13 protein-coding genes are annotated in these 13,516 nt (G+C 53.4%); 10 read left to right on the forward strand and 3 right to left on the reverse strand.

Features of this window, described 5'->3' with window-relative positions; genetic code table 11:
* Positions 1 to 27 precede the first annotated feature (27 nt).
* From proB to G549_RS0103890, 10 genes are all read left to right on the forward strand, one after another.
* Positions 28 to 1,167, forward strand: coding sequence for a glutamate 5-kinase (gene proB, locus G549_RS0103845; RefSeq protein WP_027833912.1), 1,140 nt, complete (start codon positions 28 to 30; stop codon positions 1,165 to 1,167).
* Positions 1,168 to 1,170: 3 nt separating this feature from the next.
* The gene (locus tag G549_RS0103850; protein ID WP_027833913.1) at positions 1,171 to 2,442 is read left to right on the forward strand and encodes a glutamate-5-semialdehyde dehydrogenase; all 1,272 of its coding nucleotides are present in this window, start codon (positions 1,171 to 1,173) and stop codon (positions 2,440 to 2,442) included.
* The gene (locus tag G549_RS0103855) at positions 2,439 to 3,071 is read left to right on the forward strand and encodes a nicotinate-nucleotide adenylyltransferase (protein ID WP_084633942.1); all 633 of its coding nucleotides are present in this window, start codon (positions 2,439 to 2,441) and stop codon (positions 3,069 to 3,071) included. The genes G549_RS0103850 and G549_RS0103855 overlap by 4 nt, the downstream gene beginning before the upstream one ends.
* A gap of 119 nt (positions 3,072 to 3,190) precedes the next feature.
* Positions 3,191 to 3,580 carry a ribosome silencing factor gene (gene rsfS / locus G549_RS0103860; protein ID WP_027833915.1) on the forward strand — a complete coding sequence of 130 codons (390 nt, stop codon included), beginning with the start codon at positions 3,191 to 3,193 and terminating at the stop codon, positions 3,578 to 3,580.
* A gap of 13 nt (positions 3,581 to 3,593) precedes the next feature.
* A complete protein-coding gene (gene rlmH / locus G549_RS0103865) occupies positions 3,594 to 4,076 on the forward strand; it encodes a 23S rRNA (pseudouridine(1915)-N(3))-methyltransferase RlmH (protein ID WP_027833916.1) in 483 nt (160 codons plus the stop codon).
* 120 nt (positions 4,077 to 4,196) lie between these two features.
* Complete coding sequence (locus G549_RS0103870) at positions 4,197 to 5,528, forward strand: murein hydrolase activator EnvC family protein (RefSeq protein ID WP_027833917.1); 1,332 nt, start codon at positions 4,197 to 4,199, stop codon at positions 5,526 to 5,528.
* Between the two features lie 19 nt (positions 5,529 to 5,547).
* The gene (locus tag G549_RS0103875; protein WP_036221315.1) at positions 5,548 to 6,864 is read left to right on the forward strand and encodes a S41 family peptidase; all 1,317 of its coding nucleotides are present in this window, start codon (positions 5,548 to 5,550) and stop codon (positions 6,862 to 6,864) included.
* Positions 6,865 to 6,925: 61 nt separating this feature from the next.
* Entirely contained in the window at positions 6,926 to 8,068 is a 1,143-nt protein-coding gene (locus G549_RS18950) for a divergent polysaccharide deacetylase family protein (RefSeq protein ID WP_051213319.1), read from the forward strand.
* A gap of 10 nt (positions 8,069 to 8,078) precedes the next feature.
* On the forward strand, positions 8,079 to 8,603 hold the full coding sequence (locus G549_RS18955) for an RNA pyrophosphohydrolase (RefSeq protein ID WP_036220953.1): 525 nt from the start codon (positions 8,079 to 8,081) through the stop codon (positions 8,601 to 8,603).
* The gene (locus G549_RS0103890; RefSeq protein WP_027833919.1) at positions 8,600 to 9,286 is read left to right on the forward strand and encodes an aspartate/glutamate racemase family protein; all 687 of its coding nucleotides are present in this window, start codon (positions 8,600 to 8,602) and stop codon (positions 9,284 to 9,286) included. The genes G549_RS18955 and G549_RS0103890 overlap by 4 nt, the downstream gene beginning before the upstream one ends.
* A 78-nt stretch (positions 9,287 to 9,364) precedes the next feature.
* Here the strand turns inward: G549_RS0103890 and G549_RS0103895 are convergent, their stop codons facing one another.
* The 3 genes from G549_RS0103895 to G549_RS0103915 all read right to left on the reverse strand — a co-directional run bounded on the left by G549_RS0103895 (position 9,365) and on the right by G549_RS0103915 (position 13,493).
* The gene (locus G549_RS0103895; RefSeq protein WP_027833920.1) at positions 9,365 to 11,011 is read right to left on the reverse strand and encodes a BCCT family transporter; all 1,647 of its coding nucleotides are present in this window, start codon (positions 11,009 to 11,011) and stop codon (positions 9,365 to 9,367) included.
* Between the two features lie 560 nt (positions 11,012 to 11,571).
* Positions 11,572 to 12,525: an SDR family oxidoreductase gene (locus tag G549_RS18960; protein ID WP_084633943.1), complete on the reverse strand. Its 954-nt coding sequence runs from the start codon at positions 12,523 to 12,525 to the stop codon at positions 11,572 to 11,574.
* A 554-nt stretch (positions 12,526 to 13,079) separates the two neighbouring features.
* Positions 13,080 to 13,493 carry a hypothetical protein gene (locus tag G549_RS0103915; protein WP_027833922.1) on the reverse strand — a complete coding sequence of 138 codons (414 nt, stop codon included), beginning with the start codon at positions 13,491 to 13,493 and terminating at the stop codon, positions 13,080 to 13,082.
* Between the last annotated feature and the right edge of the window lie 23 nt (positions 13,494 to 13,516).

Consider the following 13,516-nt stretch of genomic DNA (forward strand, 5'->3'; position numbering starts at 1 on the left):
CGATCAATAGGCGGAAATGAGAGTTTTATGGCAGATGCGCTCAACGATTTTTTTGGCTTTAAGCGCCTAACGATCAAAATCGGCTCTGCCCTTTTGGTGGACGCTGAAACGGGTGCGCTGCGCAAAGCGTGGTTGGAAAGCCTTGCTGCCGATATCGCGGCGCTCAAGGCCCATGGCGTTGAAGTGGTGATCGTATCGTCGGGCGCCATCTCGCTAGGTCGGCGCATGTTGGGCCTCGAGGCGGTGAGTTTACCGCTGGACCAAAGCCAGGCGGCTGCGGCAGTGGGGCAGATTGCCCTCTCCCAAGCCTTTAGCGACATTTTGCGCACGCATAATATTGTGGCGGGCCAAATTTTGGTGACCCCCAATATAACAGAACAGCGGCGGCATTTTCTCAATGCCAAGACCACCATGAACACCTTGCTCGATATGGGGGCCGTGCCGATCATCAATGAAAATGACAGCGTGGCCACCAGCGAAATTCGCTATGGCGATAATGATCGGCTGAGTGCGCGTGTCGCCACCATGGTGGAGAGCGACGGGCTGATCATATTTTCAGATGTGGACGGGCTTTACACAGCGCCACCGCATCTGGACCCAGACGCTGAGTTTTTGCCTCGTATAGAACGCATCACCCCGGAAATTGAAGCGATGGCGGGCGGCGCGGCCAGCCATTTGTCACGCGGGGGCATGCGGACGAAAATTGAAGCGGCAAAAATGGCGGTAAACGCCGGCACCGCGATGATCATTGCCAAAGGGGCCATTGATCATCCATTGCGTGCAGTGGCAAATGGCGCCCGGCACAGCTTTTTCGTGCCTGTGGCGACCAAACGCGCAGCGCGGAAAAACTGGATCATGTCGGCTCTGCCCGCTGGACGCGTGGTGATCGATGCAGGGGCCGCCACCGCTTTGGCCAAAGGCACAAGTTTGTTGCCCATTGGCGTGACCCAGATTGAAGGCACATTTGGTCGCGGGGATGCGATTTCCATTTTCGATCAAGCTGGGATAGAACGTGCGCGCGGCCTTTCAAATTTTGATGCGGCTGATGCACAATTGGTGTTGGGCAAACGCTCAGCCGATATTGCTGAGATTTTAGGACCTGTCTCGCGCACTGAACTGGTGCATCGCGACAATATGGTTTTGCTGCAAGTTGAAGAGGCAAGTTGAACAATGACAGATCATGCCGATATTCATACGCTAATGATGGGGCTGGGCGAGCGGGCCCGCTTGGCCGCCCGCGGATTGGCCATTGCTCCAACTGACCAAAAAGACCAAGCCCTGCGTGAAGCGGCAGCGCTGCTGCGCGCCAATGTTGAAGGCATTCTGGCAGCAAACCAAAAAGATGTGGCGGCGGCGAAGGCCAACGGCGTGGGTGCGGCCTTTATCGACCGTTTGACACTGGACGCCCAGCGCATCGAAGCGATTGCCGATGGGTTGGAGCAAATTGCCCTGTTGGACGATCCTGTGGGCACCAAACTGGCCGAAATTCGTCGACCCAACGGGTTGGTGATTGATCGCGTGCGCACGCCTTTGGGTGTAATTGGGGTGATTTTTGAAAGCCGCCCCAATGTGACCGCTGATGCTGGCGCGCTTTGCCTTAAAGCGGGCAATGCGGCGATCTTGCGTGGCGGGTCTGACAGTTTTCACAGTTCGCGCGCCATCCATCAATGTTTGGTGGACGGGCTTGAGGCGGCAGGATTGTCGAAAGACGCCATTCAATTGGTGCCAGTGACCGACCGCGAAGCCGTGGGCAAAATGCTGCAAGGGCTGAATGGCAATATTGACGTGATTGTGCCGCGTGGCGGCAAAGGGCTTGTGGGTCGTGTGCAACAAGAGGCACGCGTGCCTGTGTTCGCGCACCTTGAAGGCATTTGCCATATTGTGGTGGACCAAAGTGCGGATCTGGACATGGCTGAAGAGATTATTCTGAACGCCAAAATGCGGCGCACCGGCATTTGCGGTGCGGCAGAAACCGTGTTGATTGATCAAAAAATTGCACCACTCTTTGTGCCGCAACTGGTGGATGCATTGATGGCAAAAGGCTGCGAAGTGCGCGGATGCGCTCGCACCGCTGACCTTGATGATCGTGTGGTTGCCGCCACGGAAGAGGATTGGTCTACCGAATATTTGGATGCGATCATTTCCGTGCGGGTGGTGGATGATTTTGATGCGGCTCTTGATCATATTGCCCACTATTCATCCCATCACACAGAAGCCATTTTGGCTGAGAACGACGAGGTGGTTGAACGCTTTTTCCGCGAAGTGGATTCAGCGATATTGATGCACAATGCTTCAACCCAGTTTGCCGATGGTGGCGAGTTTGGCATGGGGGCCGAAATTGGCATCGCCACAGGCAAAATGCATGCGCGTGGCCCGGTGGGTGTGGAACAGCTCACCAGCTTTAATTATCGCGTGCATGGCAAAGGACATACGCGTCCGTGACAAGCATTATCAAAAACAGTCACGCTGATCTCAGCCTGCCCCATTCCACACCCGGGATGCGGATTGGCCTATTTGGCGGCAGCTTTAACCCGGCCCATGAGGGCCATAGATTGGTGACGCGGCAAGCGCTAAAGCGGCTCGGGCTGGATGCGATTTGGTGGCTGGTGACCCCCGGCAATCCACTGAAAGACCATAGCGAACTCAAACCCTTGTCAGAGCGCATTGCGGCGGCGCGAAATTTGATGGACCATCCGCGCGTGCGCATCACCGGCTTTGAAGCCAAGCATGGCTTTAAATACAGCTATGACACTTTGGCCTATTTGAAACAGACCTTGCCCGGCCGCAAATTCGTTTGGATTATGGGGGCCGACAATTTGGTGAGCTTCCATAAGTGGGACCGCTGGCAGGATATGGCGCAATTGATGCCGATTGCGGTTTATGTGCGCCCCGGGGCAACCCATAATGCGCCGTTTGCGCCTGCGGCCCAAGCCATGGCGCGGTGGCGCGTGGATGAAACCGACGCCGCACGCTTTGCTGACATGCCCGCCCCGGCTTGGATCTATTTGCATGGCATTATGTCTGATCTTTCGTCCACACAACTGCGCCAAGGGGCAAAGCGCCGCGGCTAACACAGCGCAGAAGACTTGAAAAACACGCGCAATAAGCGCATATTAAAAGCATTGGAAATAAGCGTGAAAGATGATCGAGCCACAATGGTTTCTATCTCACTGAAATTGGGCCTTGGTGCATGACGCCCCAAACCCATAACAAGGGCGCAGCGCCTGAATCTGCTGCATCATCAGAAAATCTTTTGGATGTTGTACTTGGGCTTTTGGACGATGCAAAAGCTGAAGACACGGTATCTATTGATATTCGCGGCAAATCAAGCTTGGCGGACAATATGATCGTGGCCTCTGGCCGATCAAACCGCCATGTGGGAGCGATCGCCGACCAATTGTCGCGCACATTGCGTGAAAAGGGTTTTGGCAAACCTAAGATTGAAGGCGTTCCACAGTGCGACTGGGTGCTGGTGGATGCGGGCGATGTGATCGTGCATCTGTTCCGCCCTGAAGTGCGCGAATTCTACAACATTGAAAAAATGTGGTCTGCTAATTTGCCAAATGACGCGACGCACTAGCGTTTAGACCCTTATGAAAGTGCATATTCTGGCAGTGGGGCGGTTGAAAGACGGCCCCGAACGCCAACTTGTTGATCGCTACATTGAACGTGCTAAATCGGTGGGTAAACAGCTCGGCTTTGGCGATGTGAGCGTGCGAGAGCTGCCCGAGAGCCGCGCCAAGCAATCCGAACAACGCAAAAAAGAAGAAGCAGACGCCATACTCGCCCAGGTGCAGGATGGCGCGGTGCTCGTGTTTTTGGACGAACGCGGCAAAAGCCTGACCAGCGAAAAATTTGCCCAACATATGGGTGATTGGCGCGACAATGGCGCACGCGAATGCTGGTTTGTTATCGGCGGCGCGGACGGACTCGACAAAGACCTGCGCCAGCGGGGCAAGCTCACCCTGAATTTTTCTAATTTAACCTGGCCGCACCAGATTGTGCGCATCATGCTGGCGGAGCAAATTTATCGCACCATGACGATTTTGAGCGGTCACCCGTACCACCGTGGCTAGAAACATAGCGAAAACCGGGGGGTACGGCCCAAAAAAGGTCAAACTTAAACGCGACAAAAGCGTTGCCTTTGATACATTAGAGTGGTGATTCGCCATTTTGCGTGGAGCCGAAATTTACCCGTGAGCCTTTATTTGCGCCAAATTGGAAAAGCCAGTCGATGGAGCGCTGGATTGTTGCTGGCCAGCGCCATGATAATGGGGCCGAGCCTTGCGCAATTCAATGACCCCACCACAACCCAAGATGCGCAGATTGAACTTGACCAAGTTAAGCTGACCATTGAGCTGACCGAAGAGCGGGTGGCGGAGCTTAAAGCGCAAGTGGAAGAGTTTTCGGGCGATCGCACCCAGCAAACCGCCGCGCTCATCGAAGCGGCGCAAAGGGTGAAGCTGGCGGAGATTGAAGCCAACGCGATTGCCGAGCGTATGGCCAGCCTGCGCGCAGAAGAAGAGACCATCCGCGCAACATTGGACGATGAAAATCAGGAAATTGGCACCCTTCTCACTGCGTTGCAGCAATTGGGGCGCAACCCGCCCCCTGCCCTGATTATTGAACCGGGCAATGCCGTCGATTCTGCGCGTGCCGGGAGTTTGTTGGCGTCTGTTTTGCCGCAATTGGCCAGCCGGGCTGATGCGGTGCGCATGGAACTTGATAGTTTGTTGGCGATTGCGGAAGAAGCCGAGGCGGAACAAAAGCTACTTGTGGCCAACCTTACCGTTTTGCGGGAAGAACGCCTGCGCATTGCAACCCTGATTGAAGCCCGCAAGCGCGGCCTGGAACGGGTGGGCGAAGAGCTGGAAGCGGAGCAACGCGAAGCCGAATTGTTGGCCAGCCGCGCCACTTCCCTGACGCAACTGATCAATACGCTTGAAGATAAAGTTCAATCGGTGAGCAATGCGAATGCTGAGGCAGATGCATCCGATGAGGACCAAAATAATGTTGGCGAAGAATTAGAGCAAAGCGTGATTGATTTGGCTTTGGCCGATAAATCACGCACAGAGCCCGCCTTCCCGTTTGCCCTGGGCAAGGGGCACTTGACCCCGCCAGTGGTTGGCGTGGAAGTCGTCGCCTATGGCGCAGATGATCGATTTGGCGGCACGTCGCAAGGCGAATATGTTGTGACGCGGCCCGAAGCGCAAATTGTTGCCCCTGCCGATGGATGGGTGGTTTATAAAGGCCCTTATCTTAATTATGGCCAAATTATCATTTTGAATATGGGTCAAGGATATCACCTGCTGTTGGCAGGCATGGAAAGCGCAGACGTCAATTTGGGACAATTTGTTTTGATGGGTGAACCACTGGGTAAAATGGGCACCAACACAAATTCTCAAACGATCGCGACCAGTGCTGGAAACTCTCGGCCAACGCTTTATATTGAAATTCGAAATGAAGATACGCCTATTGACCCCACCGGATGGTGGGACAAAGGGTCCAGGACAGCACAGAATGGATAGTCAATTTATGAAACCGACCATGAAATCAGCTCTTCTTGCCCTCTCAATTGGTCTTTTTGCTGGCGCGGCGGCGCCCGCGTTTGCACAAGAGGCCACGCAAGAAAATGAGGGGCCGCTGGAACAGCAACAAGTTTATGAAGAACTGAACCTATTTGGTGAAATCTTCGACCGCATTCGCTCCGAATATGTGGATGCACCAAATGAAAAAGAACTGGTGCGCGCGGCTATTCAAGGCATGCTGACCAGCCTTGACCCCCACTCGGGCTATCTTGATCCAGATGATTACGCTGATGTGCGCGAAGACACGCAAGGCACATTCGGCGGCCTGGGCATTGAAGTGCAGATGGAAGATGAAGTGATCAAGGTTATCTCACCCATCGACGAGACCCCCGCTGCTGAGGCCGGGGTGTTGGCCAATGATTATATCGTTGAGTTGGATGGCGAGCCTGTTCGCGGCAAATCATTGGACCAAGCGGTTGAATTGATGCGCGGCGAAGTGGGCACCGATATCGAACTGACCATTATTCGGGAAGGTGTTGAGGAACCAATCACGCTGACCATCACCCGGGATGTGATCACCTTCCAAGTGGTACGCTCCTTCACTCAAGATAATGTTGGGATCATCCGGCTCGCACGCTTTACCGGCCAAGCCTATGCTGGTGTGGAAAAAGCGATCAATGACATCCAAGAAGAACTTGGCGATGACCTTGAAGGCATCATCCTGGATTTGCGCAATAATCCAGGCGGGCTTGTGGATCAGGCGGTCTTTATCTCAGATGCGTTTCTATCGCGTGGCAATGTTCTGTCGACCAGAGGCCGGTCGGCAGAGGAAAATTCGCGCTATGACGCCAACCCAGATGATTTGGACAAGCGCGTTGAAAACCTTGATATGATCGTCCTGATCAATGGCGGGTCAGCCTCCGCATCTGAAATTGTGGCCGGGGCGCTGCAAGACCAAAAGCGGGCGACCCTTGTGGGCACACGCTCCTTCGGTAAAGGCTCAGTGCAATCGATTATTTCACTTGGACAAAACGGGGCGATGCGCTTGACCACCTCGCGCTATTACACCCCAAGTGGGCGCTCAATCCAAGCAGCTGGCATTGTGCCTGATATTGAGATCTTCCAGGATGTACCGGACGAACTCAAAGGGCGTGACGAAATCATTGGGGAAGCTGCACTTGATGGTCAAATTGGCGGCGGCACAGAAGATGAGGCCACAACTGGTTCATCGGTTTATGTGCCCTCAGATCGCGAAAAAGACAACCAATTGCAGTTTGCAATTGATTTGATCACCGGGGAAAAGACCAACGAAGCTTTTCCACCTGATCCTAAATAGATCATTCGGTTTGGCCCCGCATTCAGTGGGGCCAACACCAAACCACAAGTTGCGGCGGCATATGGCGGACAACATTAATAAGCCTCTTGGGCGCAAAAAAAATGAGCGCCGAGACAACCCATCGAAGATTCGTGTCGGTGGGTTTCCGCTATTGCCTGTGTCTATCGCCCTGCTGGTGACCGTTATTGCGGTGCCCGTCGCGTGGGTGGCCTATGTGGAAAGCCCTTTGGAGGGGCGGCCACAAATTGAAGTGGGCGTTTCATCTACCGGCAACAACGAATTGGCCCGCAATCTTTCTACCGAAGGCGGCGAAGATATTGTTGAAGAGGAACCTATCGACCCCGTTGAAAGCCCCTCCTTTATAAATATTGACGCCTTTCCGGAAGCAGCCGAAGCCGCCCGCGCAGCAGCGCCCCTGCCCGAATTACTGGAAAAAACCCAACATGGCTTTATTCCGCAAGTGGGCCCGAACGGGGACCGACCTGCAGACGTGTATGCGCGGGCATCGCTCACGCCTGACAGCGCCAATGGCCGCGGCCTGATCGCTGTTGTTGTTGAAGGATTGGGCCTTTCAGAGGAAAACACACGGTCGGCAATTGAACGGCTGCCAGATGAAATAACATTGGCCTTTGCCCCCTATGGCAAAGATGTGGGCAGCCTTGCCCTCGCCGCACGCATTGGCGGCCACGAAATCATGCTGCAATTACCGCTTGAGCCGTTTGATTACCCGCAAAATGATCCCGGCCCGCAAACGCTTTTGGTGGGACAAGCCGCCCGCGCCAATTTGGATCGTTTATACTGGCTGATGTCGCGCATGGGCGGTTATACTGGCGTCATCAACTTTTTGGGCGCCCGCTTCACCTCCTCTGCCAACGATATGCAACCCGTTATGGAAGAAATTGCCCTGCGGGGACTAACATTTTTGGATGATGGGGCCTCAAACCGTTCACTCGCACCGCAGCTGGCGAAACAGGCCGGGGTGGATTTTGCACGGGCCGATCTGAGTTTGGATGAATCGCCCTCACGCAGCGATATTTTGCGCCAATTGAGCAAATTAGAGGCACTCGCCCTTGAAAATGGCTCGGCCATCGGCACGGCTACATCTTTGCCCGTGACCGTGCGCACCATTGCGGAATGGGCCAAAGAGCTGGAAGACAAAAATCTGGTTTTGGTGCCCGCAAGTGCATTGATGCAAGACAATTAGGACAGAATTTATGACTCAGCCAATTGATCGCGAGAAAATGCCCTATCGGTTTTGCGCGGGCGTTTGCGTCGTCAATGACAAGGGCGAAGTTTTTACGGGTCGGCGGCTGGCAAAGCCCGGCGTGCCCCAATCGCATGAATGGCAATTCCCGCAAGGTGGCATCGACAAGGGCGAAGATCCGCTGGAAGCCGCCAAGCGCGAGCTTTATGAAGAGTCCAACATGTCCTCCATTGAGCTGATTTACGAGGTGCCAAAGTGGCTTAGCTATGATTTGCCGGAGGAGCTTTTGGGCAAGGCCTTGAAGGGCAAATATCGGGGCCAGCAACAAAGATGGTTTGTGTTCCGCTTTGTCGGAGACGAAAGCGAAATCAATGTCGAACGACCAGCAGATGGCACGCATCCCGCAGAGTTTTCTGAATGGGCGTGGCGGCCGATTGGCGATATGCCGGACCTTATCGTTCCGTTCAAGAAAGAGCTCTATCAAGAGTTGGTGGCGTTGGTGCGGCCCCAAATTGAAGGGGAGCACCAGATATGAAAACCATCGGCCTATTGGGTGGCATGAGCTGGGAATCCACAGCGCTTTACTATCAACAGCTGAACCAATTGGTGCGCACCAAATTGGGTGGCTTGCACAGTGCTGAATTGTTGCTGCGGTCCGTCGATTTTGCCCCCATTGCCGCCATGCAAAAGAGTGGGGCCTGGGATGAAGCCGGCACCCTTTTGGCTGACCACGCAAAAGGGCTCGAACGGGCCGGCGCCGAGTTTTTGCTGCTGGCGACAAATACCATGCACCTGGTGGCGCCGCAGATTGAGGCGGCTACCGATATTCCCCTGCTTCACATCGCTGACAGCACCGCGCAGGCGTTGAAATCGGATGGGTTTGAGCGGGTGGGCCTGCTCGGCACTGCCTTTACGATGGAAAAGCCATTTTTGATTGATCGACTTCAAGGTCATGGGCTGGATATCATTGTGCCCGAGGTGGACCGCACCAATTTGAATGCGATCATTTTTGATGAGTTATGCCAAGGCATCGTGTCGGACAAGTCACGCGAAACCTATCAGCGTGCCATTGATGGAATGATGGCGCGTGGCGCCGAAGCCGTTATTTTGGGATGTACTGAAATCACACTGTTGATCAGCGATGATGACAGCCCCATCCCCACCTATGACAGCACCGACCTACATGTGCGCGCCGCTGTTGAAATGGCGCTGGGCTAAGACCAACACCGCGTCTAGCCAATGAAAAGCCCGCCAAAATGCTTGGCGGGCTAATTCAGTTTAATTGTGCATCATTATCTAGTTGTGCTTCATCTCACTCATCAAGCCTTTCACCAAAGCAAAGCATGCCAGGAGAATGACAATGGTGAACGGGAAGCCCGTGGACACCGCCATGGCTTGAAGCGCCCCAAGGCCACCACCAAGCAACAACGCGATCGCAACGATACCTTCAAAGCTCGCCCAGAACACACGCTGCGGTGTGGGGGCATTCACTTTACCGCCAGCTGTCATGGTGTCGATCACCAATGAGCCAGAGTCTGATGACGTCACGAAGAACACGATCACCAAACAGATACCCACAAATGAGGTGAGCTGTGCCAATGGCAATGGTTCCAGCATTTCAAACAGCTTCAACTCCAAAGCGGCATCAGCCACGGCTGTGTAGCCCTGATTAACGATCTGATCGATCGCTGTGCCACCGAATGAGGTCATCCACAAGACAGACACCAGAGACGGGATGATCAACACACATGTGATGAACTCGCGCACGGTGCGACCACGGCTAACGCGGGCGATAAACATGCCCACAAATGGTGACCAGGAAATCCACCACGCCCAATAGAACGATGTCCAGCCTTGTGAGAAGTTTGCATCTTCGCGGCCAAACGGCATCGATAGAGCCGGGAGATACTCAACATAGGCCCATAGGTTTTGGAAAAAGCCGGTCAGGATAGCGAGGGTTGGACCCACAATTATCACAAAGACGAGCAAAATTATCGCCAAGACCATGTTGATCTCAGACAAGCGCTTCACGCCTGCATCCAAGCCTGCAACAACAGAAACTAGCGCCATCCCGGTAATCACGACGATCAAAAACACCATGCTGGCATCGCCGACAGGCAAACCGAACAGCGCGTTCAGACCGGCATTCGCTTGCTGCGCCCCAATACCCAGAGAAGTGGCCAAGCCAAACAATGTGGCGAACACCGCCAGAATGTCGATGATGTGACCTGTCCAGCCCCATACGCGTTCGCCAAAGATTGGGTAGAACACTGAACGCATGGTAAGCGGCAGCCCCTTATTGTAGGAAAAGATCGCCAATGACAGGGCGACCACTGCATAAATTGCCCACGGGTGAAGACCCCAGTGGAAGATGGTTGCAGCCATGCCCAAGCGCGCGGCCTCGGCCGCATTGCCTTCAGCACCGCCCAAAGGCGCCCAGTCTGTGCGGACACCATTTTCGGAAGCGACGCCCCCCAGCGCGCTGGTAAAGTGCGAAATCGGTTCGCTCACACCATAGAACATCAGCCCGATGCCCATACCGGCGGCAAACAACATGGAAAACCAGCCTATATATGAAAAATCTGGCGTCGCATCTTTGCCCCCAATGCGCACCTTGCCCATTGGCGTCACAATCAACACCAAACACAAGATCACAAAGATATTGCCTGCCAACAGGAAGAACCAATCAAATGTCTGGGTCAGCCAATTGCGCAAATTGTTGAACAAGGGTTCAACTTCAGATTGGAATGCCAATGTGAGCAACACAAAGGCCACTACGGTTAAGCCGGAAATCACAAATACCGGGTTGTGAATGTCCAGACCAAACGGGCCGATATTGGTTTCAATATTATCCTGACCGATTTCGTAATCACTCTCGATGATCTCGGTCGGACCTTCGGGCGCGGGAATCGCGTCCAGTTCGGGTTCGTTGTTGTCCGTCAATTTAGCCTCCTATTGACTGAGGCGAGTGCCGAGCACAGAAATCAAGACATCAATTCAAAATAAAGCTGCTCGCACAAAACAAAACGAAGCAAATATCGCCATGTCTACTGCGGTCGTCATAATATGATCAATTTCACCAGCAACCGCGACCGCGATTACAGTAATTGTCAAAAGGCCCCAGTTTATACTACCCCATCTGAGGCCCAAATTTACTTCCGGCTTCCGCAGACCTCGCCTTCAGTATAAAGGCTAGCACACCGAATATGTTATTTGTAGTATTCTTTGTGGATAAACTATTCGGCCCACCAAAATGCCAGCCACCCATTGATCACTTGGCGCTGCGTCTTGGGCCGAAGTTTCCCCCTCCCTGCTAGCGATCAAAGCCTTCATTTTGGCAATTTCATTTTCTGGCGCTTTGATGATTTTATCGACCAAATTGTGAACGCGTGGATCCGAAACCCGCATGCTCACGGGTCAGAATCGCGATGAGATGGTGAGGTATCAGGACGAAGAATCGCCTACACCTCATCATCTCCTTCTTTTTTGCACCCATGCGGGAGTTAAGCCCCAACGATGTTGCCACCATTGGGATGGAGCACCTGCCCCGTCATATAGCTTGCGTCAGATGAGGCGAGGAAAATGTAGCTCGGGGCGACCTCATCAGGTTGCCCGACACGCCCCATAGGTGCGCCTTCACCGAAATGTTCGACATGCTCAGCATCGAATGACGCGGGGATCAACGGTGTCCAGATCGGACCGGGCGCCACAGCGTTTACCCGCACATGTTTTTCCGCAAGGTTAGACGCCAATGATCGGGTAAGGCCCAATATCGCGCCCTTGGAGGCGGCATAGTCCATCAACACATCATTGCCGCGATAGGCCACAACCGACGTTGTGTTGATGATGCAATCATCCTTGCCCAAAAACTTGAGTGCGGCTTGGCTGAGGAAAAACGCCCCGAAAAAGTTAGTATCGAATGTGCGGCGCACCTGGTCTTCTGGAATATCTTCCAACCGTTCTTGCACGTGCTGTTCGGCGGCGTTGTTGACCAGAATATTGAGATAGCCAAATTCTTTGAGCACCTTCTCCACCGCGGCATCGCAAAATGCTTTTTCGCCAATATCACCCTTGATCGCGAGGGCCTTTTGGCCGGTCTTTTCAATATGGCGGACCGTTTCGTCGGCGTCGTCATCCTCATCAAGATAGATAAATGCTACGTTGGCGCCTTCCTTGGCGTAGCCAATGGCGACCGCCCGGCCAATGCCGCTATCGCCGCCGCTGATCAGCGCCACCTTGCCAGTGAGCTTGCCTGCACCTTTATAGTTTTCCATCAGCGACTGCGGGCGTGGCTGCATGATGCTCTCCACGCCGGGCTGATGGTCTTGGTGTTGCGGTGGCCGGGTTTCCCCTTGAACGCCAACTTCACCTGGTGTCCATGACGGTGGATCACTGGCGGGGAAAGATTCGTCCAACGCCTCATCTATCTCTGGAACCTTCTTCTTTTTATCTGCCATTTGATCACCTCATTGATTGTGTTGTGTGAACAACGCAGGGCCTCCGGCCAGAGTTCCGCAACCAAATCGACAGCAATTGCACTGGTGCATGCCTTGTGACTATTTTTTTGCGAGATGTCAGATTGTCCTGAACAATCAAAAAGCCCGCGCCAGCGATGCGCAGATTTCCATTTTGGAATGGCTTGTCACGCCCGCCGTGCTTTGCGCCCAAAAGGCACCTGCAGTGCCGACAAGAAGCCCTGACAGCATTTTGAAAACACCATGACGGCAAACGCGCAGCATCCCACCGCACATGAGGCAAAATCATTTATCGATTTGGGTGGGAAATGTCACACTGCTCCGACTCTACAGGTCGGCAAAACGGGGCAAATGATCGGACCCGGGTCAGACAATCCCACCCCAAAACGTCAATCAAATCTGACCTAAAGTGATCAGCACTCGTTGTCTTCAAAGGACCGCTTCGAGCTCGATTGTAGGCTTTGAGATGATATGGAGATTGGGCCTAGCCTAAATCAACTTTCCAGCCACAAGCCATTCGAATGGCTCGATTGTGTCTAAGCAAGTTTCGAGTACCAAACACCATCGAGACAATATTCTTGAACGATAACTTCTTTTTCCAAGAGCTTGCCATGCTCCATAACAGAGACCGGCCTCTCACGGTGAAATCTCGTTCGAGTATACAACCTAGATGCTCTGCGAATTTGCGCCTCTTCGTGAGCCATTGCCTCAATACGAGAGGAAAAACATTTCTTTTCGTAGAACCTTAGGAAATCCGTTTCTTGACCTACTTCAAATTCCGAAACGAGATTTATTCCCGCCGAGAAATCTATTCTATTGTCGTGCTTCCAAACCGTAACTAAGCAATAAACATTACGTAGGTCTAAGGTCCCTAATGCACCCCTATTGTTTTGGATTAGACGATTGAATCTTCCTGCTAAATCCAGTTTCAATATTTCTGTAAATTTCATCCGCCCCCCCAGCGTTCGCCTTT

This window comes from Maritalea myrionectae DSM 19524 (assembly GCF_000423365.1).
In the GTDB taxonomy this organism is placed as follows: Bacteria; Pseudomonadota; Alphaproteobacteria; order Rhizobiales; family Devosiaceae; genus Maritalea; species Maritalea myrionectae.